A 20,719-nucleotide genomic window follows, 5' to 3' on the forward strand; every position below is an offset into this window, starting at 1 on the left:
CCAAGCCGCGAAATTAAGGGATACGGCCTCCCCAGGGCAGGTGCCAAGGCCAAGGAGTGAAGCTATGAAAGTCCTCGTGCCCGTCAAGCGGGTGATCGATTACAACGTGAAGCCGCGCGTCAAGATGGACGGCAGCGGCGTCGATCTCGCCAACGTCAAGATGTCGATGAACCCGTTCGACGAGATTGCCGTCGAGGAAGCGATCCGCCTGAAGGAAAAGGGCGTCGCGACCGAGATCGTGGCCGTCTCGATCGGCGAGCAGAAGGCGCAGGAGACGCTGCGCACCGCCCTCGCCATGGGCGCCGACCGCGCGATCCTGATCGTCAGCGAGACCGAGGTGGAGCCGCTGGGCGTCGCCAAGCTGCTCGCCAAGATCGTCGAGGAGGAGGCCCCCGGCCTCGTCATCCTCGGCAAGCAGGCGATCGACGACGACAGCAACCAGACCGGCCAGATGCTGGCGGCCCTCACCGGCCGGCCGCAGGGCACCTTCGCCTCGAAGGTCGAGGTCGAGGGCGACTCGGTCAAGGTGACCCGCGAGGTCGACGGCGGCCTGGAGACGGTCAGCCTGAAGACCCCGGCGATCATCACCACCGACCTGCGCCTGAACGAGCCGCGCTATGCGTCGCTCCCGAACATCATGAAGGCCAAGTCCAAGCCGCTCGCGCAGAAGACCCCGGCCGATTACGGCGTGGACGTTTCGCCGCGCCTCAAGACGCTCAAGGTCTCCGAGCCGCCGAAGCGTTCGGCCGGCATCAAGGTTGCGGATGTTGACGAGCTTGTCGCCAAGCTCAAGGCGCTGGGAGTTGCGGCATGAAGACGCTCGTCTGGGTTGAACATGAGGGCGGCGCGGTCAAGGACGCGACCCTCTCCGCCGTCACCGCCGCGTCGAAGCTCGGCGAGGTCCACCTGCTGGTCGCGGGCGAAGGCGTCGGCGCGGTCGCCGAAGCCGCCGCGAAGATCGCGGGCGTCGGCAAGGTCCATGTCGCCGACGGCGCCGCCTATGGCCATGCGCTGCCGGAGAATGTGGCGCCGCTGATCGTCGATCTGATGGGCCATCACGACGCCTTCCTGGCGCCGGCCACCGCCAACGGCAAGAACATCGCGCCGCGCGTCGCCGCGCTGCTCGACGTCATGCAGATCTCCGAGATCCTGTCGGTGGAGAGCGAGGACAGCTTCACCCGGCCGACCTATGCCGGCAACGCGATCGCGACCGTGCAGTCGTCGGACGCCAAGAAGGTGATCACGGTGCGCGCCACCGCCTTCGAGAAGGCGGGCCGCGAGGGCGGATCGGGCGCGGTCGAGGCCGTGTCGGGCGCGGGCGACGCGGGCCTCTCCAGCTTTGTCGGCGCGGAGATCAGCAAGTCCGAGCGTCCCGAGCTGACCTCGGCGAAGATCATCGTCTCGGGCGGACGGGCCCTGCAGAACAGCGAGAATTTCCACTCGGTGATCGAGCCGCTCGCCGACAAGCTGGGCGCGGGCGTCGGCGCGTCGCGCGCCGCGGTCGACGCCGGCTATGTGCCGAACGACTATCAGGTCGGCCAGACCGGCAAGATCGTCGCTCCGGAAGTCTATATCGCGGTCGGCATCTCGGGCGCGATCCAGCATCTCGCCGGCATGAAGGACTCGAAGACGATCATCGCGATCAACAAGGACGAGGAAGCCCCGATCTTCCAGGTGGCCGACATCGGCCTGGTCGGCGACCTGTTCAAGATCGTCCCGGAGCTGACCAGCAAGCTCTGATCGCTGCGATCCGGAGATATTGAGGGGCGGGTGCCGGACGGCATCCGCCCCTTTTCCGTTACGGCGTAGGTGGGATTGATCCGTTTCCGTTACGGAATTGTAGGGAAAACCATCCATAGCCGTTGCGGCGCGGACATATGCGCCATAAGCTTGCCCCTTCTGGGCATAGGGATTGGGGCGTGCCGATGATCGACGATCTTCAGGCGGATATCGCCGCGATCCAGCGGATCGGCTGCATGTCCTCGATGCTGGAACTGTGCTGCCAGGTGACGGGCATGGGCTATGCCGCCGTCTCCCGCGTCACCGAGAGCAGCTGGATCGCCTGCGCGGTGCGCGACGAAGCGGGCTTCGGCATCGCCATGGGCGACGAACTCGACGTCGATACGACCATCTGCGGTGAGGTGCGCACCGGCCCACGCGCCATCCTGATCGATCATGTCGCCGAGGACCCGATCTTCCGCGAGCACCGCACGCCGAGGCTCTACGGCTTCCAGAGCTATATCTCCTCACCGATATTGCGCGCCGATGGTCGGCTGTTCGGCAGCCTGTTCGCGGTCGACACGGCCCCCGCCAAGCTCGCCAACAGCAACGCGCCCAACAGCTTCAACCTGTTCGCGCGGCTGATCGCGATGGAGCTGGACGCAGCGGACGCGGGGTAAGCCCGCCATTGCCGATGGCCGTGCCGGGCATGGGCATGCCGTCCGTTACGAGGTGCGCGCTCCCCCGAACAGTTCGGCGATCGTCCGCACCGAGGCGTCGGCGGCGGCGCGATCGGGGGTCTCGTCGGGGTCGTTGAAGCCGAAGCGGTCGTCGGCGCCGAGATCCTGGACGACGATCCCGTCGCGCCGCCCCAGCACGCTCACATTGCGGTAGAGCAGCCCGTAGTTCACCCCCGCCTGGGGCAGCAGCCAGGCGATCTGGCCACGCACCGGCACGATGCTCTCGTCGCGGAACAGGGCGCGGGCGCCATAGCCGGTGCAGTTGACGATCACCTTTTCCCGGAGCCGCCCCAGCTCGGACGGGTGGTGAAACTCGGCGGTCTCGATCCGGCCGCCGGCGGCCAGGAAATCATCGGTCAGCAGATGTGCCAGCCCGGCGACGTTGAAGGTCATCTGGCTGTTGCGCAGCGCATAGCGGGTGGCGAAGGGATGGCTGCCGGGGCCGAAGACCTGCGAGCGCGGCGTGATATCGGCGATCAGATCGGAATAATGGGCGAAGCCAGCCACCTCGCTGGCGCGGAAGGCGGCGCGCATCTCGTCGGGCGGCAGGTCCGACAGGGTATAGCGGTCGGTCCATTCGACCGGATCGCCGGGCAGCCCGACATAGCTCTGCCACATCGCATAGCTGCCATGCGCCATCCGGCTCCATTGATCGGCGAAGGGCTGGCCGACCGCATTCGCCATGGCGACCCGCGAATCGGGCGTCCAGCTGCCGGTCGCACGGGCCGAGCGGACCTCGGGGAAGCGCTCCTTCGCGTAGATCGTCGCCCGCAGGCCGGCGCGCTGCGCCATGATCGCTGCGGTGAGGCCTAGCGCCCCGGCGCCGATCACCGCGATCTCCTTCGGGCTCGCCGCCATGGCGAGACGCAGCGCCTCCTGCGCCGAGCCCCAGCTCAGCGACCAGCCGCTGCCGCCATGGCCGTAATTGTGGACCACCAGCTTGCGGCCGACCTGCTCGCTCTCGATCCGCGGCCCCGCCGCGCGGAACGGACGCAGGCAGACAGTGACGCGGAACAGCCGGTCCGGGATCGCCCGGATGGGCATGATCGGCCCGATCGGATCGAACAGCGGTGGCACCGGCTGGGCAAGCAGCCGGCCGGGGCCGGCGAGGGCGGCGGCGGCAAGCGCGCCATGCTGGAGGAAATGACGTCGATCCATAAGCGGCTCCGAAACCGAGGCGCCTCTCCCGCCCCGCAATCGAGCATAGCGCGCGGCCCCCCGCAAGGGCCGCCGGAACATTCCGCCCCGTTCCGGGTTCGTAAAGACAAGACAACATCAACAATATCAGGAGGGCCCGATGCTCATCCATGTCATCATCGTGCTGGTTATCGTCGGCATATTGCTGTGGCTGATCAACAATTATGTGCCGATGGACGGCAAGATCAAATCCATCCTCAACGCGGTGGTGGTGATCGTGGTGATCCTGTGGCTGCTCCAGGCGTTCGGCCTGCTCAGCGGCATCGGCATTTAATTTCTTCCGCGAGTTAACCCCGGCGCCCTCTCCGGTTTCCCCCTTTCCCGGAGAGGGCCTCGGCGTGTCCGGCACAGGCCTGTCATCTGCACATGGCGCGCAGATCCTCCACGAACCGCGCATATTCCTCGTCCACCCTTTCCCTGTCGGGCATGCGCAGCAGGAAGCTGGGATGGATCGTGGCACGCGCGGCGGTGCCGTCGGGCAGCACCAGATCGCGCCCGCGCTGCGACGTCAGGCTCTGCGCCCTGCCCGTCTGCGAGTGGATTGCGGTGGTTCCCAGCAGGACGATCCGCGACGGCCGGATGATCGCCTTTTCCTGATCGATCCACCAGCGGCAGGCGCTGATCTCCCCGGCATTGGGCCGGGCGTGGATGCGCCGCTTTCCGCGCGGCTCGAATTTGAAATGCTTGACCGCGTTGGTGACATAGGCGCGGGAGCGGTCGATCCCCGCCTCGGCCATCGCCTTGTCGAGCATCTGCCCCGCCGGCCCGACGAACGGCTTGCCGGCCAGATCCTCCTGGTCGCCGGGCTGTTCGCCGACGATCATGATGTCGGCATCGGCCGGCCCTTCGCCGAACACCGTCCGGGTCGCGCATTTGTAGAGGCCGCAGCGGGTGCAGTGCGCCGCCTCCTCGCGCAGCGCCGCCAGAGCCTTGGTCGCGTTGCCGCCGGCTTCGGCCTTGGGCATGATCCGCTCCACCATCTGCGTCTCGCGGGCCCGGGCGCCCGCGACCAGTGAGGGGATCAACGCGGTTTCGGGCATATTGGCCCAATATTTTCGCGGCATCTCCTTCAGCATCGCCCCGGTCTTGAGCCGCGCCGGATTGAAGATCGAGGCGTAATAGCCTTTCCACAGCGCCTCGACCGGATCGCCGGCCGGCGCATCGGCGCGCGTTGCGCCGGGCCCCTCGCGCAGGCGTTCGCCGTCCCAGTGGATCGACAGCTCGGGCGTCAGGATCGACCAGCGCATATTGGCGAAGCGCCGGGCGAAGAAGCCGGCATTGGCCCGGACGATATGATGATCCGGCTCAAACCAGGCTACATAGGTGCCATCCAGCTCCCGGAACCGTACGAAGGCACGCATCTTGTGGATGTCGCGCCGCACCTCCTTGGCCAGCGCCTCCAGCCGGCGGCGCAGCGGATCGGCCTCGTCGTCGATCAGCGCCGGATCGTCGCGCAGACGCAGCAGCATCGCATAGAGCAGCGCGAAGCGTTCGGCGTCGCGGTGGAGGACGACATGTTCGGCGAGGTCGAGGAAGCGCTTCGGCACCGAGAAGGCCGGCAGGCGCGGCGGGGGGACCGGATCGCCGGTGGCGTCGCCGAACAGGTCGCCGGCCTCACCCTCGACCTGCCAGCTCAGCGCGTCGGGCGGAAGATCGGCGAGCGCCGCCGCGCGGGCGGCATCGCGCCACCCTTCATGATCGTCGGGGCGGGCGAGAAGGATGCGGATCATTCGTGACGGGGCCCGCCTTCCCCTTCTTCGTCATTCCCGCCTTTCGACTGCCTGCAAGGCAGGCGCTCAGGATAAACTTCGGCAATATGCCGAAGGCGGGAATCCATATCTTCTGAAGCTCGAGCCTCTTGACGGGAGGGGTGATGGATCCCCGCATCCGCGAGGATGACGAATGTTGGGGGCAGACGCTTTTTACGCAAAGGCCCCGCCGGCGCGGGAATGACGGTTGAAGGAGGTACGCTCACCGCCCTACCCGAACAGTTCCAGCTGCTCGGTGAGCTTGGTCCGCAGGTCGATCCGGTCGACCAGCGCGGTGGGGCGCCAGTCGCTGGTGACGATGAACGGCCGGAGCTTGGCGATCGAGCGCGACAGCCGCCCGACATCGGCGAGGCTGAGCCGCCGCCAGCGGCGCGAGGCGATGATGCCGTCGACCGCCTTCACGCCCAGGCCCGGCACCCGCAGCAGCAGCTCGCGCGGCGCCCGGTTGACGTCGACTGGAAAGGCTTCGCGGCGCTGGAGCGCCCAGGCGAGCTTGGGGTCGATATCAAGCGGCAGCATTCCCTGTTCGTCGGTCGCCTGCGCCACCTCGGCGGCGCGGAAGCCGTAGAAACGGGTCATCCAGTCGGCCTGGTAGAGGCGGTGCTCCCGCATCAACGGCGGGCGCCGGAGCGGCAGCACCGAGGACGCGTCCGGGATCGGGCTGAACGCCGAATAATAGACCCGGCGCAACCCGAAGCGATCATAGAGCCGGCTGGCGGTGCCGACGATGTCGCGGTCACTGGCGGCATCGGCGCCGACGATCATCTGGGTCGACTGGCCGGCGGGCGCGAAGCGCGGCGCCGATCGGTAGCGGCGCATCGCGTCGCCGCCGTCCTCGATCGACGCCTTCATCCCCGCCATCGCATCCTCGATGCGGGCGGTCGACTTTTCCGGGGCCAGCCGCTTCAGCCCCGCCACCGTGGGCAGCTCGATGTTGATCGAGACGCGATCGGCATGGCGGCCGGCCGCCTCGATCAGCGCCGGATCGGCGTCGGGGATCGTCTTGAGATGGATATAGCCGCGAAACTGGTGATCCTCACGCAGCGAGCGCGCCACCTCGACGATCTGCTCCATCGTATAGTCGGACGAGCGGATGATGCCGGAGGAGAGGAACAGCCCCTCAATATAGTTGCGCCGGTAGAAGGCGAGAGTGAGATCGACCACCTCCCTGGCAGTGAAGCGGGCGCGGCGGACGTTCGAGCTCTTGCGGTTGATGCAATAATGGCAGTCGAACACGCAGGCGTTGGTCAGCAATATCTTGAGCAGCGAGATGCAGCGGCCATCGGGCGCATAGGCATGGCAGATGCCCATGCCCTCGGTCGATCCGATGCCCTTTGACTGCCCGGCCGAATCGCGCTTCGCGGTGCCCGACGAGGCGCAGGACGCATCATATTTGGCGGCATCGGCCAGAATTTCGAGCTTCTGCCGGACATCGATCTGGGCCATTTGTTCTGTTTATGTTCGCAGCATCGGCTTGTCCACCCCGATGCGGCGAAGCGAGCCGCCCCGCCGCTGATCAGGGGGTGCCGCCGACATCGAGGCCGTCGGCGCCCTGCCACAGGCTCGAATTGCCGCTGCTGATCACCGGCGTATCGATCTGGGTGGAGCTGCTGCCGATCGCGTTGACGTCGACGACGACATTGGGATTGGCGACGGCCGCCGCGGCGGCGCCCTCGCCGCCGCCTTCCGACGACTCCTCGTCACCACCGGCATCGGCGGGATCGGGAGGCGTGTCCTCGGCGGCGGCCTGCTGGTTGCCGCCTTCGCCCTGGCCACCCTCGCCGCCCTGGCCGCCCTTGTCCCCGTCGCCGGAGGCCGAGCCGCCCCCGGAAGCGGAGCCGCCCTGGTCGCCACCGCCACCACCGCCGCCCGAGGACTGGCTCTGCTGGCCGCCCCCCTGGCTGGAGGAGGACGAGCCACCGCCACCGCCCGAAGGCTGCGGAGGCGGGGGCGGCGGTGCCGGCGGCGGCGGGCTGGCGGAGAAGCCCCCGCCGCCCAGCGCGCCACCGACGGGGCCGGTGCTGACCGATCCACCCGAGACGCGGGCTCCGGTCAGCGACGACTGGATGCTCGACGTGATGTTCGTCGTCTCCTGCTGCACCGTCATCATCACCACCGGCTGCTGAATCGGCGGCGGCGGCGGTGGCGGCGGAGGTGGCGGCGGCGGAGGTGGCGGCGGCGGCGGCGGAGGTGGCGGCGGCGGCGGCGGCGGCGGAGGTGGCGGCGGCGGCGGAGGCGGCGGCGGCGGCGGGGGTGGCGGCGGCGGCGGCGGCGGCGGAGGTGGCGGCGGCGGCGGAGGTGGTGGCGGCGGCGGCGGAGGTGGCGGCGGCGGCGGCGGAGGCGGCGGCGGCGGCGGCGGAGGTGGCGGGGGCGGCGGGGGCGGGGGCGGGGGCGGCAATGGGGCAGCGTTGACGGTGATGGAGAAGCTCATCACCGCCATCTGGTTGTTGGAATCGGTGACGGTGATCTGGAAATTGGACGTGCCAGCCCCGACCGGCGTGCCGGTGATATTGCCGGCCTGATCGAGCGAAAGCCCGGTGGGCAGGCTGCCCGACGTCACAGTGTAGACATAGGGGCCGGTGCCGCCCGATGCGGCGAACATCTCCATATAGGAGGAGCCGCTGATACCGTTGGTCAGCGAACTGGTGTCGAACATCGGCGAAGGCGGCGGCGTGACGGCGTTGATGGTGATCGAGAAGCTCATCACCGCCGTCTGGTTGTTGGAATCGGTGACGGTGACCTGGAAATTGGAGGTGCCCGCCCCTACCGGCGTGCCGGTGATATTGCCGCCCTCATCAAGCGAGAGCCCGGTGGGCAGGCTGCCCGACGTCACGGTGTAGACATAGGGGCCGGTGCCGCCCGATGCGGTGATCGTCTGGACATAGGGATCGCCATCGCTGCCGTCTTCGAGCGGGCCCGTGTCGAAGGTCGGCGATGGCGGCGGGGGCGGCGGCGGGGTCGGTGGGGGCGGCGGCGGCGGGGTGCAGGTCTGCCCGTTCACCGTGCAGCTGCCGAAGCTGTAGGTCCCGTTCACGCCGGTCACGAACTCGAAGCCGCCATCGGTGGTGAGCCCGAAATTGGCGAAGTTGATATTGCCTTCGGTCGACCGGATCTGGCTCACCGTCGAGGGGAAATTGCTGCCGGTGGCGATGATATCGACATTGCCGGCGCTGATCGTGCCGCCATTGGCCTCTATGATGAAATAGCCATGCTGGGGCCGGCCGAACGGGCCTTCGAACGCGCGGAGCTGGATGTTCGCATTGCCGGTGATCGTCACCGCCCCCGGATCGAGCGGCATGAAATCGCCGCGATATCCGGCGAAGATGGTGACCCCGCCGCCATTGGCGCCACCGCCGCCACCGCCGGAGCTGGTGAAATCGCCGCCACCCGCGCTGGCGATCGCGACCAGAGAAGCCAGGGTGGCGGTGCCGCCCTCGGCCCGGACCTCGATCGTCCCGCCGGTGCCGGTGCCGCTGATGCCGCCCGATCCGGTGCTGCCGCCATTGGCCCCGGCGGCGCCATCGCCGCCACGGACGCCCTGGCCGAAGACGTCGAGCTCCACGGCGCCGAAATTGCCGGTGCCCAGGGTTGTCGGGGTCTGCGGGCCGCTGAGGATCGCCAGCCGCACCGAGCCGCCGAAGCCCGCGCCGCCCGCGCCGCCCGCGCCGCCATTGACCGCGTCCTGCGACCCGGTGACGTTGCCCGAGCCATTGGCGCCGGCCCCGCCGAAGCCGACCGCCTGGGCCGTGATGCTGCCGGTGGTGATCGCCGCGACGCCGGCGTCGCCGCCGACGAAGATCGTGCCGCCCCGGCCATCGCCGCCCGCGCCGCCCGCCTGGCCCGACACGGTGGTGTTGGCCTGCGCCCCGCCGCCGCCGCCGATGGCGACAAGCGTGAGGGCGGACGCGTTGACCGTGCTGGCCGCTGGAGACGGCCCATTGGCCGCAAGCGCCGCGACCCGGATCACGCCGCCAAATCCATCGCCGCCCCGGCCCGGCGCGGCGCCGGGGACATCGGCGGCATTGCCGCCGCCATTGGCCGTCATGCTGAGCCCGCCGCTGAAGGTCAGCGTTCCCGAATAGGCCTCGGCGAAGGCGCCGCCATTGGCGACGATATTGCCGGGGGCGCCGCCGCCATAGCCGGCGCCGCCATTGAAGCCGCGCCCGCCACCGCCACTGACGTTGACCGAGGTGCCGTTGGTGACGGCGATCGAACCATGGGCCGCCTCGATCCGGGCGAGGCCGCCATAGCCGGCGGCAGCGGTGGCGCCATCGCCGCTCGAATTGCCGCCGCTGCCGCTGGCGGACAGGCTGAGGGTGCCGGTGCCGATCGTCGAACCGGCCGACGTCACCTCGAGCAGCGTCGAACCGCCGATGCCGAGCCCGCCGGTGGCGCCGCTGCGGCCGTTGCCGTCGGCCAGGAACTGGACCACCCCGCCCGCACTGAACGCGCCGCCGCCACCGACCGTGAGCCGCGCGGTGCCGCCCGTCCCGGCGCCGCCGATGCCGCCCGTGCCGAGCAGATCGTCGCCCCCCAGCGCGCCGAGGTTGACGTCGATGCCGTTGGTGACGTTGATCGCCCCGCCATTATCGACGCCGATGATCAGCGTGCCGCCAAAGGCATCGCCGCCCTCGCCCGTGGTGCCGCGGGCATTGCCGCCAAAGCCGTTGGCGACGCCGCTGAGATTGGCGATCCGGATTTCGGCATCGGCGCCGTCGGCGCTGATCTCGACCTGGCCGCCGGTGGCGTCGCCGCCCCGGGTGCCGCCGACATTGCCGTCATTCGATCCGCCGCCCCGCCCGGTCAGCTCGAAGGCGATGCTGCCGGTTTCGATGCTGGCGGAGGAACCGGTCGCGCTGAGCCGGATCGCGCCGCCACGGCCTTCGCCGCCGGCGCTGGTCGGCGATCCGCCGCCCCGGCTGGGGCTGTTGGGGTTGATGTTGATATCGCCGAGGACGATCCCGGCCGAATCCTGGGCGGTGACCTCGAAGGTACCGCCGGTGCCGGTGCCGGTCGTTCCGCTGGTGGTGTTGCCGCCATTGGCGGCGAGATTGAGGTTGCTCGCCTGGGTGAAGGCGATCGAGCCGGTGCCGGCGGCGGTGATCGACAGGGTGCCGCCTGTCGCGTTGCCGCCCGCGCCGCTGTTCGAATCATTGCCGTTCGCGGTGAGATCGAAGTTCAGCCGCCGCGCCTCGATCTGGCCGCTGCCGGTGACCGAAAGGCTGATCGTCCCCGCCTGGGCGGTGCCGCCATAGCCGCCCTGCGAACCGCCGCTGCGCGCGCCATAGCCGCCGCCCAGCGAGCCGACCGTGATCCGGCTGCCCGTGCCGGCCGTCAGCGACAGCGAACCGCCGGTGGCATGGCCGCCTGCGTCCGAGCCCAAGGTGGCGCCCGCAAAGGCGTTGAGATCGATCGCCTCGAAATCGCCGGTCTCAATGACGCCGCCGTTGAGCGCCGACAGGGCGATGCCGGCGCCCTGGGCGAAGCCGCCCTCTCCGGTGATGCTGTTGCCCGCGTTGAGCCGCGAACTGAGGATCGGATTGGCGGTGAGGTGGATCGTGCCGCCATCGGCGGTGAAGTTCATCGTGGCGCCGCTGGAATCGCCGCCTTCGCCCTCACCGATGTTGCTGGCGTTGCCGGCATCGGCATTGCCCTCGACCGCCAGGGTCTGGACAAGGGTGATGTCGCTGCCGCCGCCGGTCGCGGTCATGGCGAGATGGCCCGAGGACGCATTGCCACCGTTGCCCGGAGTGTTGCTGCCCCCGGCCGAACTGATCGTGACGGTGGTGCCCCCGGCGACGTTGACCGTGCCGCCGCCGGCCACCGCGAATTCCGCCACGCCGCCGATGCCGTCGCCGCCATCATTGCCATAGCCGCCGGCGCCGCGCAGCCGCAGGGTCACGTTGCCGGCGAAATCAAGCTCGCTGCCGGCGTCGAAGGCGTGGAGGTAGAGGCGGCCGGCATGGCCTTGCCCGCCCGCGCCCAGGCCATTGCCGGACTGGCCGGCACCGTTGACGCTGAGCATCACATCGCCGTTGAAGGCGAGGCCGCCGCCGAGGATCGTCTCCAGCCGGATATCGCCGCCCTGGCCGTTGCCGCCCGGATCGCCGCTGATGATCGCGGCGCCGCCCTCGCCCTGGGCCTGGGCGTTGAACGCGCCGTCCACGGTGACATCGGCGCCCGCGCCGGCCGCCACGATGGTGACGTCGCCGCCCCGGCCGAGCGCGCCCGCCCCTCCGAAGCCGTTGGCAGCGATCGTCAGCGCGCCGTCGAACTGGACCTGATCGCCCGCCGATATCGCCTCGATCCAGACATCGCCGCCGCGCTGATCGCCGGTGCCGCCGATATTGCTGGTGAAGATGCTGACATCGTCGCCGAAGCTGACCGAGCCCGCGCCGCTGCGGATACGGACGGTGCGTTGCGGCGCGGCGATGTCCAGCTTGCCGCCGAACGTCTGCGCGCCCTCGATCTGAATCCCCATGGCCGATCGCCAATAGGTCTGCACACCGCTGGCGGTACCGAAGCCGCCCCGCAGCAGGACGGCCGTATCGCTGCCATTGCCCGAAGAGACCGGCCCGATATTGTTGAAGCCCCCCGCGACATCGCGTCCGGTGGCGATCACGATCCCCTGGGCACCGGCGTCAACGCCCTGCCCCAGGGCGAAATCGAGACTGCCGTTGCTGAGATCGAGAAAGACAACGCCCTGCGAGCCGGTGGCGAGATAGATGCCATGCGCCTCGCCGACGCCGGGGGTGACCAGCGTGTTGCCATTGTGGGTCAGCGCGAAGACCGCGTCCGTGCCCTGGTTGACGGTGATGCCGAACAGGTCGTCCAGGGTGATATCGGCATCGCGCGCTGCGACATAGGCGACGCTGCCGGTCGCGTTGACCGTGCCCTGTTGCTCGATCCGGGGCGCGATGAGGGCGAGGTAGCCGTTGGCAGATATGCTCGAATCGATCCGGATCAGCTGGCTGTCGGCGCTGGCCTGATCGGTCCGCAGATCGGTGAAGCGATCATTGGCATCGGTGAAGCCGATATCCGCAGTCGACAGCACCAGCCCGCCGACGTCGATGGTGGCGCCGCCGCCCAGCAATATGCCGCCGGGGCTGTAGAACCAGATATTGCCGCCGGGGCCGATGAGATTATTGCCCGCATCGTAGAGGCGGCTGCGCAGCGTGCCGTTGAACGCGATCGCCCGGCCCGAAGCGCCGCCGCCGGGGATCACCCGGTTGAGGACGGTGAAGCCGCCGAGATTGCCGGTGCCGTTGCGGAAGGTGGCGGTCGAGCTGCTCGGCAGGAAATCGATCGCGCCGCTGCCACCAGCGGTGTCGTCGGGCGTCCAGTTGATGATCGCGGTGGGCGCGTTGACGAAGATGGTGTCGCTGTTGTCGACACGCTGGATGTCGTAGGCAGCCGTCGTCAGCGCATCCGGAGCACCCGCGAAGCCGAATATCTGCGGCAGCGGAGGCGGCGGCGGGGGACCGCCCGACAGGCCCTCGGGCGGATCGGCGGCGGGATCGCAGGCGACGCCGGCGACCACGCATTCGTTGATCACGGTAGGCACGTTGAGGGCGTAGAAGTCCGCCGTGATGCTGCCCTGGGTATCGAGGTAGAAGGCGACCGTGATGCCGTCCCCGGTGATCGCCAGATCGGCGCCGTTCGGATTGACGAAGTCGATCGCGCCATAGGCCGCCTGGATGCGGTTCGGCGCGCCTTCGCCGCCGGGATCGCCATTGGCGGTGATGGTCGCCTGGGCGGTGACGCTGATGTCGCCCCGGAAGGTGGAGATGTTGAAGGTACCGGCGGTGTCGGAGAAGGTGCTGCCCTTGTCCGTCCGGTCGCCGGTCAGGTTGGCCGTGAAGCCGGCGAGCTCGACCCGGCCGCGCTGGTCGTTCTGTTCATAGCGATTGCCCGAGCCGATCTCGAAATCGCCACCCCGGCCGCTGCCGTTGACGCCGAAGGTGCCGTCGCTGCCGCTGCCGCTGCCCAGGCCGGCGTCGCCGCCTTCGCCACCATGGCCGACGAGGGTGATGGTGGTGGCGCCGCCGATCTTCAGCCCGGTGGGGGTGGCCCCGTCGCTGGCGCCGTTCGCGCTGAGCCTGACCGTTCCGCCGCGACCGTCGCCGCCATCGCCGCCGGATCCGGCCTGGAAATCCGTCGAATCGCCGCCATTGCCGCCATCGCCGCCGATGCCGCCGGCATTGATGTCGGCGGCGTTGATCCGGACGAAGCCGTCATTCTGGACGACCGCGCTGTCCCCACTGACCAGCCCGATCTCGACATGGCCGCCTTCGCCATTGCCGGCGCGCCCGCCGCTGGAGCCGGGGCTGCTGCCCGACTTGTTGCTGCCCCCGGTGCCGCCATTGCCGCCGCTGCCCCGAACATCAATGAGCTGCGAGCTGATGTCGACCTGCCCCCGGCCCGCCTCGGCACCGATCGACACGGTGCCGCCGAAGCCGCTGCCGGCATCGCTACCCGGCTTGCTCGTGCCGCCGGCGTCCCGGCCGGCGGCACCGATGCCCTGCATGTTCCAGACGAAATTCTGCGGCGTGCTGGTGATATGGCCGCCGCCGCTCTCGCCATTATAGGCGAAGATTTCGCCATAGCCGCCATAGCCGTCGCCGCCGGCGCCCAGTGTATTGGCACTGTCCGGGCGATTCTGGCCGCCGAGGCCGCTGGCGCTGAGGAAGACGGCGCCGCCGGTGAGCGTCAGCGTGCCGTCGTCGGCGCGCAGATAGAGCCCGCCGCCGCCGTCGTTCAGCCCGAAACCGCCCGATCCCTCGCCGCCATGATAGCCGGTGCCGCCGAGGCCGCTGCCGTTGAAATTGCCGTCGCCGACGGTCACCGATCCGCCGTCGACGACGCGGATGCCGGCCTTGCCGCCCTGTCCGAGGCCGCCCTGCGAATCGGTCAGCACCACATTGTTGCCGTCGCCGATCACATTGCCGCCATTGCCGACCGCGGCGATGCCCAGCGACCCGATGGTGATTCCGGTGCCGCCCTCGGTGCCGATCTCCCCGGTCCCGCCATGGCCGGTGCCGCCCGCCATCGCGCCCTGGCCGCCATTGCCGTTGGCGTCGAGCTGGAGGCCGCCGAACTGGAGGGTGCCGCTGCCGCCGCCGACCGTCAGATAGCCGCCATAGCCGTCGCCACCGGAGCCGGCGACGCCATAGCCGCCGACGGCGTTGGCGCTGATGATGAAGGTGCCGTCGCTGCGCACCGCCGCGCTGTCCTCGGCCCGGACATAGAGGCTGCCCCCGGTGCCGGTGCCCGCCGTACCGTCCGCGCTCGCGCCGCCATAGCCGGTGAGCAGGGCAAACAGGCCGTCATGGAAATAGAGCGAGGAATCGCCATCGGCGCGGATGTCGATGCGGCCGCCGGTCGCATCGCCGCCGCGATCATAGCCGTCGCGGATCGAACCCTCGGCGCGGATGTCGATATTGCCATGGGTATCGATATGGCCGCCATCGAGCGCGAAGAACTCGAACTGGCCGGCGGTCGCGGTGCCGCTGTGGTTGCCGGTGACGCCATTGCTGCCGCCGCCGCCCGCTATGGCATCGAGCGACATCTGGATCGAAGCGCCGTCCTGCGCGGTGCCGATCGACAGTGCGCCGTCCGCCCCCGAGGCGACCAGCTGGATATAGCCGTGCGGATCGTTGCTGCTCGGCAGATCGGTGATGACGTTGCCGCCATTGCCCTGGTCGCTGTTGCCGCCGCGCGCCGTGGCGAAGAGCTGGAACTCGTGACCGGCCGAAGCCTCGATCGTCCCGCCGAGTGCCTGCACCTGCAGGGCGCCGGCATAGGCATCGCCGCCGTCATTGCCGAGGCCGCTGGCATTGCCGCCATAGGCGCTGGCGACCAGGGTCGTCGTGGCGCCGATCTGGATCGACGCGCCCTGAAGCGCCGTGACGCGAATATTGCCGCCCTCGCCATCGCCGCCCTTGCTGCTCGACGATCCGCTGCCATAGCCTTCGGACTGAACGTAGAGCCGTCCGCCTATGGTAAGCTGGGCGCCGGCGGCCTCGGCCGCGACGACCACGTCGCCGCCGGTGCCGCGCTGGCCTTCATTGCCGGCGATACCGCTTGCGGTGATATCGACATCGCCGTCGAACTGGAGGTGGCCGTTCGCCTCGTTGCTGCGGATCGCGACCGAACCGCCATGCCGCGCCCCGCCACCGATATCGGTGACGTTGATGTTGAGCGCGCCCCCGACGCTCACCGTGCCGGCCGCCGGGCGGATCAGCACATCATGGCCGGGATTATGGATATCGAGCCGGCCGCCGAAGCTGTGGCCGCCCTGGAAATCCAGATCGGTCGCCGCGCGGATATAGGTGGGCACCTCGCTGCCGACGGCGAAGCTGCCGCGCAGCAACGTCCCCAGCCCGGTGCCGGCATTGGCGACGCCATTGCCGATATCGTTGAAATCGGCCTTCAGCTCGTGGTTGAACCCGATCAGGATGGCCTGGTTCTGGGCGCTGACCCCCTGCCCCAGGGTGAAATCGAAGCTGGCGCCGCCCACATCGACGAACTGGCCCTGGCCATGGGCCGCGGCCGCGACATAGATGGCGTGCTGCCGGCTGTCGTTGTCGGGGACATCGACGATCGTCTGGCCGGTGAGCGTGAGCGCGAAGGTCGCGTCGGAGCCGCCATCGGGATCGTAGATGATCGCCATTCGGCCGTCGCGGAAATCGATATCGGCATCGCGCGCCGCGACATAGGCGGCACTGCCCTTCGAACGGACGACACCGCTCTGCTCGACGACCGGCGCCATGGCAAGGAAATAGTCGCTGACGTTGATGCTGGACGATTCGACCCGGACCAGCTGGCTGTCGAGGCTGGCCTGTTCGGTGATGATGTCGGCGAAGCGCTCGTTCGCATCGGAAAAGCCGATATTCGCGGTCGAGAGCACCAGTCCGCCGACATCGATCGAGGCGCCGCCGACCAGGATGCCGTTCGGGCTGTAGAACCAGACGTTGCCGCCGGTGCCGATCAGAGTGTTGCCGGCATCGTAGAGACGGCTGGTGATCGTGCCGTTGAGGGCGATCGCGCGGCCGCTCGCCGCGCCGCCCGGCATGATCCGGTTGAGCACGGTGAAGCCGCCGAGATTGGCGGTGCTGTTGCGGTAGGCAGCGGTCGAGCCCGAGGGCAGGAAGTCGATCGCGTTGCTGCCGGAGCCGGTATCGTCGGGGGTCCAGTTGATGATCGCGGTGGGCGAATTGACGAAGATCGTGTCACCGCCGCTGTCACGCTGGATGTCGTAATCGGCGGTCGAGAGCGAGCCCGGCGCCCCGGCGAAGCCGTTGCCGCCGGTCGGCGGCGGGGGTGGCGGTCCACCGCAGCTGTCGTCGAGCAGGCAGCCGCCATCGATCGACAGGACACTGAAGGAATAGGTTCCGGCGACCACATTGCCGCCGGCCAGCTCCACGATCTGGAGATTGCTGTCGGGCGTGGTGACGACGAGATCGTCGCCGGAGGCGTTGTCGAAGGTGATCGTGCCCGATTCCGCCCGGATCAGGCCGGGATCGCTCTGCGACGGCGGAAGGTTGAGGAAGGCGACGATGGACGTCCCGCCGATCCGCATGTCGCCACGCAGCGCGGTGATCTCGAAGCTGCCGGCGACGCCCTCGGCACCATTGCCGGAGCCGCGATTGCCCGACAGATTGGCGGAAAGGCCGCCCAGATCGACCATGCCCCGGACATCGTCGGCGCCATCACGGCTCGTCGATTCGATCCGCAGCGAGCCGCCGGTGCCGCGGCCACCGCCGCCGTCCGGGCCCTGGCCGCCGCCCTGGCCACCCGTGCCGCCCAGGCCGCCATTGCCGCCATAACCGCGCGCCAGGACGTCGACCGGGTCGGCTATCTCCAGCCCGACAGCGGGGTTGCCGCTCGATCCATGGGCGTAGAGTTCGACGCTGCCGCCCTCGCCAAGGCCGCCCGCGCCGCCGGTGCCCCCGTTGGGAGCCCCCGATCCGCCGTCCCCGCCGTCCCCGCCGAAGCCGATTACTTCGGCGGACAGCCGGTCGAGGCGGGTCGAGCCCTCGGTCTGCTGGCCGGCCGGACCATCATCGAGCAGCACCCGGATGCTGCCCCCGGTCGCGCCGCCGCCCGCGCCGGCCACCGTCGGCTGGGCCGCATTGCCCTGCGCGCCGCCATTGCCGCCGCGCCCGCCGGTGGCGTTTGCCTCGGCATCGACGTCGCCGATGTCGATCTGGCCATTGCCGGCCTCGGCCGAGATGATGATCCGGCCGGCCACCGCATCGCCGCCGGCCCCGCCGCCCTGGCCATCCCCGGCCACACCGGCATTGCCGCCGGTCGCGCCGGCGTTGATGCTGATGTCCATCGCGCCGGTCTCGACACGGCCGATGCCGTTGCCGGTGAGCGCGACGATCCGGACATCGCCGCCGCCGCCGTCACCGGCGCCAAGGACGACGCCGTTGCGATCCGCCTCGCTCAGGCCGCCGATGCCGGTCGCGGTCAGCGACAGGAACAGGCCGGTGATATCGAGCGTGCCGTCGGTCGCGTCGAGGAAGGCGCCGTTGCCGCCTTCGACCAGCCCGGCACCGCCTTCACCGAACCCGCCGATATTGCCCGCGCCGCCGCGGCCGTCCGAACTGATCGAGCCACCGCTGATCGTCACCTGGCCGCGGAAAACCTCGACACCGGCACGGCCGCCATAGCCGGCGCCTCCGGCCGCCCCGGCGCCGCTGCCGGCGATGTCGCTGGTGAAGCTGAGGCCGGCCGCCCCGCCCTGGCCATCGGCGCTGAGGCTGATCTGGCCAACTGTCACCGTGGCGCCGCCGGCGCTGGTGACGACGGCAGTGCCGCCCCGGCCCTGGCCGCCCTGCGCCGCACCGGCGCCGCCGAGGCCGTCCGCGATCAGCGAAATGCTGCCGACGGAGAACCCGCCCGACGAATCGCCGCCGAAGACCAGTTCCCCGCCCTGCCCGTCGCCGCCCTGCCCGGCGAAGGCGGTGCCGCCGACGCCATTGGCCTGGATGCCGAAGCCGCCATCGACATCGATCGTCGCGCTGCCGACAGTGCCGATGAGGGTGCTTCCGCCGAGCCCGGTTCCGCCGGCGCCGGCTTCGCTGCTGCCGCCCTCTCCGTCCAGGGTCAGCGACAGGCCGCCCGTTATGGAGATGGCGGAACCATCCACCGCGATCAGGCGGAACAGACCGCCGGTGGCGTTGCCGCCGGCCTGCGACTCCCCGCTGTTGACGCGGGCCGAGGCGCTGGCATCCAGCGAGCCGTGGATGGTGATGCCCTGGCTTTCGAACGCCGCCATCTCCAGATAGCCGGCGCGCGCCTCGCCACTGATGCTGGCCCCGCTGCCGCCGCCGGCATCGGCATCGAGATTGACGCTGATCGATGCGCCCGACTGCTCGGTGCCGAACTGGATATGGCCATCCTGGCCGTTGACGATGAGGGCGACATAGCCGCTGACCTGCCCGCCCTCGTCGAAGCGGACCGCGCGGGCATCGCCGCCGGCGCTGCCGTCGCTGTCGCCGCCCGAGATCCCGGCGCTCAGCTCGCTAGATCCGCCGCCGATCAGGATGCCGCCATTGGTCGCGGCCAGCCGGACCGTGCCCGCCAGGCCTTCGCCCCCGCCGCCATCCGCGCCGTTGCCGCCATGGCCATCGGCGAAAAGATGGACGCCCTGGCCGGTCTGTATCGTGCCGCCGTTCAGCGCCTCGACCGATATCTGGCCGCCCGAGCCATTGCCCGCCAGCCCGCCGCCGCCCTGGATCGATCCGCCGGTACCGCTCGCCCGTCCGGTCAGCGCCCCGCCGATGGTGAGCGAGGCGCCGGCGCCCGTCGCTGACAAGGCGATATTCCCGGCCAGCGCGTCGGCGGGGCCGGCGGCCGAAGCGCCGGTGTCGATGGTGAGATCGCCATCGATGCTGAGGACGGTGCCCGCATTGGCGCTGATGCCGACGCCACCGCCATTGGCGGCGCCCGAGGTGGAGGAGACGCTGGTGTCGATCGACAGGCTGCCGCCGATCCCGGCATTGCCCGCCGAGCTGTCGACCGCGACGTTCAGCCCGCCGGCGACGATGCCGACATCGCCGCCTGCCGCGAGACTGGCCACCGTCAGGTTCTGCGCGGACCGGATATAGACCGGGGCGCCATCCTCCTGCGCAAGATCGCCGCCCTCGATGCGGACGGCGCCACCGCCCCGGCCGATCGAGACATTGCCGACCGCATCGAGCGACGCGGCGGAAACATCGCGCCCCGCGGTCAGGACGATGCCCTGGTCGCTCGCCTCGACGCCCTGCGCCAGGGTGAAATCGAGGCTGCCGCCGGTCAGCAGCATCGTCAGCGCCTGGTTCTTGGGCACGGCGACGAGATAGATGGCGCGGTGGGGCGGCTCCTGCGGGTTCGACGGCGCATCGACCGTGACGTTGGTGGTGCCGCTGTGGGTGAGCGCATCCGCGACACCGCTGCCGACCGGCACGCTGATGTCGAACAGCTCGCCGGAGAAGGTGATGTCGGCGCGTTCGGCCGCGACATAGGCGACATTGCCGTGCGAGCCGACCGAGCCCGCCTGGACGATCTTCGGCGCGATCACCCCGACATAGTCCGAGCCGCTGACCGTGGCGCCGGTGTCGATCCGCACCGCCGCCCCGGCGCTGCTGTCCGTCAGACCGTTGAGCGCAGTGAAGGGATCCTCGTCATCGTCGAACTGGGCATCGGCGGTGGTGAGGACGAGGCCGCCTACGTCGATGGAAGCACTGGCGCCGACCAGGATGCCGCCGGGGCTGTAGAACCAGACGTTGCCGCCGGTCCCGATCAGCCCGCCCTGGGCATCGTAGAGCTTGCTGGTGATCGTGCCGTTGAGCGCAATGTCCCGCGTCGTATCGGCGGGGACGATGCGGTTGAGGACCGTAAAGCCGTTCTGGTTGGCCAGGCTGTTGCGGAAATCTACGCTCGATCCCGAGGGCAGGAAGTCGATCGTGCCGCCGCCCGTGGCGGTGTCCGTCGGCGTCCAGTTGATGATCGCGGTCGGCGAGTTGACCGTGACCGTATCGGTATTGGCGTTGCGGACGATGCTGTAATCGGGGGTCGAGATCGCGCCCGGACTACCCGCGAAGCCATTCGCCGAACCCCGCGCCGGCAGCACCAGCATCGACGCCAATGCCAGAACCGAGGTAAGCGTACGCGCCTGCGGCATACCCGGGATACGGGACGCCATCGGCCGCCCTGAACTGCTGCTGCCCCCCACAAGCCCCCCGGATGGCCGCCGGAGACCCGGCCGCCTTGTTGCCCCGCAGCCCGTCTAGCATGCGCGAATCG

The 20,719-nt window shown here is 69.7% G+C and carries 8 protein-coding genes; 4 read left to right on the top strand and 4 right to left on the bottom strand.

What is annotated here, in order from left to right:
- Positions 1-64 precede the first annotated feature (64 nt).
- The 3 genes from CMV14_RS00580 to CMV14_RS00590 all read left to right on the top strand — a co-directional run bounded on the left by CMV14_RS00580 (position 65) and on the right by CMV14_RS00590 (position 2,399).
- The gene (locus CMV14_RS00580; protein ID WP_066964582.1) at positions 65-814 is read left to right on the top strand and encodes an electron transfer flavoprotein subunit beta/FixA family protein; all 750 of its coding nucleotides are present in this window, start codon (positions 65-67) and stop codon (positions 812-814) included.
- Entirely contained in the window at positions 811-1,740 is a 930-nt protein-coding gene (locus tag CMV14_RS00585; RefSeq protein WP_066964577.1) for an electron transfer flavoprotein subunit alpha/FixB family protein, read from the top strand. The genes CMV14_RS00580 and CMV14_RS00585 overlap by 4 nt, the downstream gene beginning before the upstream one ends.
- Positions 1,741-1,925: 185 nt before the next feature.
- Positions 1,926-2,399 (top strand): GAF domain-containing protein, encoded by a 474-nt coding sequence (locus tag CMV14_RS00590; protein ID WP_066964569.1) that lies wholly within the window; start codon positions 1,926-1,928, stop codon positions 2,397-2,399.
- A gap of 45 nt (positions 2,400-2,444) precedes the next feature.
- Here the strand turns inward: CMV14_RS00590 and CMV14_RS00595 are convergent, their stop codons facing one another.
- Positions 2,445-3,617, bottom strand: a complete 1,173-nt coding sequence (locus CMV14_RS00595) for an FAD-dependent oxidoreductase (protein ID WP_066964566.1) — start codon at positions 3,615-3,617, stop codon at positions 2,445-2,447.
- Positions 3,618-3,756: 139 nt separating this feature from the next.
- Between CMV14_RS00595 and CMV14_RS26630 the strand changes: the two genes are divergently transcribed.
- Positions 3,757-3,930, top strand: coding sequence for a Thivi_2564 family membrane protein (locus tag CMV14_RS26630; protein WP_176488976.1), 174 nt, complete (start codon positions 3,757-3,759; stop codon positions 3,928-3,930).
- Positions 3,931-4,012: 82 nt separating this feature from the next.
- Here the strand turns inward: CMV14_RS26630 and CMV14_RS00600 are convergent, their stop codons facing one another.
- The 3 genes from CMV14_RS00600 to CMV14_RS00610 all read right to left on the bottom strand — a co-directional run bounded on the left by CMV14_RS00600 (position 4,013) and on the right by CMV14_RS00610 (position 20,618).
- A complete protein-coding gene (locus CMV14_RS00600; RefSeq protein WP_066964564.1) occupies positions 4,013-5,386 on the bottom strand; it encodes a UdgX family uracil-DNA binding protein in 1,374 nt (457 codons plus the stop codon).
- A gap of 249 nt (positions 5,387-5,635) precedes the next feature.
- Complete coding sequence (locus tag CMV14_RS00605) at positions 5,636-6,871, bottom strand: putative DNA modification/repair radical SAM protein (protein WP_066964562.1); 1,236 nt, start codon at positions 6,869-6,871, stop codon at positions 5,636-5,638.
- 70 nt (positions 6,872-6,941) lie between these two features.
- The gene (locus CMV14_RS00610) at positions 6,942-20,618 is read right to left on the bottom strand and encodes a putative Ig domain-containing protein (RefSeq protein ID WP_153046157.1); all 13,677 of its coding nucleotides are present in this window, start codon (positions 20,616-20,618) and stop codon (positions 6,942-6,944) included.
- Positions 20,619-20,719: the final 101 nt, after the last annotated feature.

It is taken from the genome of Rhizorhabdus dicambivorans, from assembly GCF_002355275.1.
Lineage (GTDB): Bacteria > Pseudomonadota > Alphaproteobacteria > Sphingomonadales > Sphingomonadaceae > Rhizorhabdus > Rhizorhabdus dicambivorans.

Bases quoted from the DNA above. Each gene is read 5' to 3' on its own strand.
- CMV14_RS00595 (WP_066964566.1), bottom strand. From the start codon at position 3,617: ATGGATCGACGTCATTTCCTCCAGCATGGCGCGCTTGCCGCCGCCGCC.
- CMV14_RS00585 (WP_066964577.1), top strand. From the start codon at position 811: ATGAAGACGCTCGTCTGGGTTGAACATGAGGGCGGCGCGGTCAAGGAC.
- CMV14_RS00590 (WP_066964569.1), top strand. From the start codon at position 1,926: ATGATCGACGATCTTCAGGCGGATATCGCCGCGATCCAGCGGATCGGC.
- CMV14_RS26630 (WP_176488976.1), top strand. From the start codon at position 3,757: ATGCTCATCCATGTCATCATCGTGCTGGTTATCGTCGGCATATTGCTG.
- CMV14_RS00580 (WP_066964582.1), top strand. From the start codon at position 65: ATGAAAGTCCTCGTGCCCGTCAAGCGGGTGATCGATTACAACGTGAAG.
- CMV14_RS00605 (WP_066964562.1), bottom strand. From the start codon at position 6,871: ATGGCCCAGATCGATGTCCGGCAGAAGCTCGAAATTCTGGCCGATGCC.
- CMV14_RS00600 (WP_066964564.1), bottom strand. From the start codon at position 5,386: ATGATCCGCATCCTTCTCGCCCGCCCCGACGATCATGAAGGGTGGCGC.
- CMV14_RS00610 (WP_153046157.1), bottom strand. From the start codon at position 20,618: ATGGCGTCCCGTATCCCGGGTATGCCGCAGGCGCGTACGCTTACCTCG.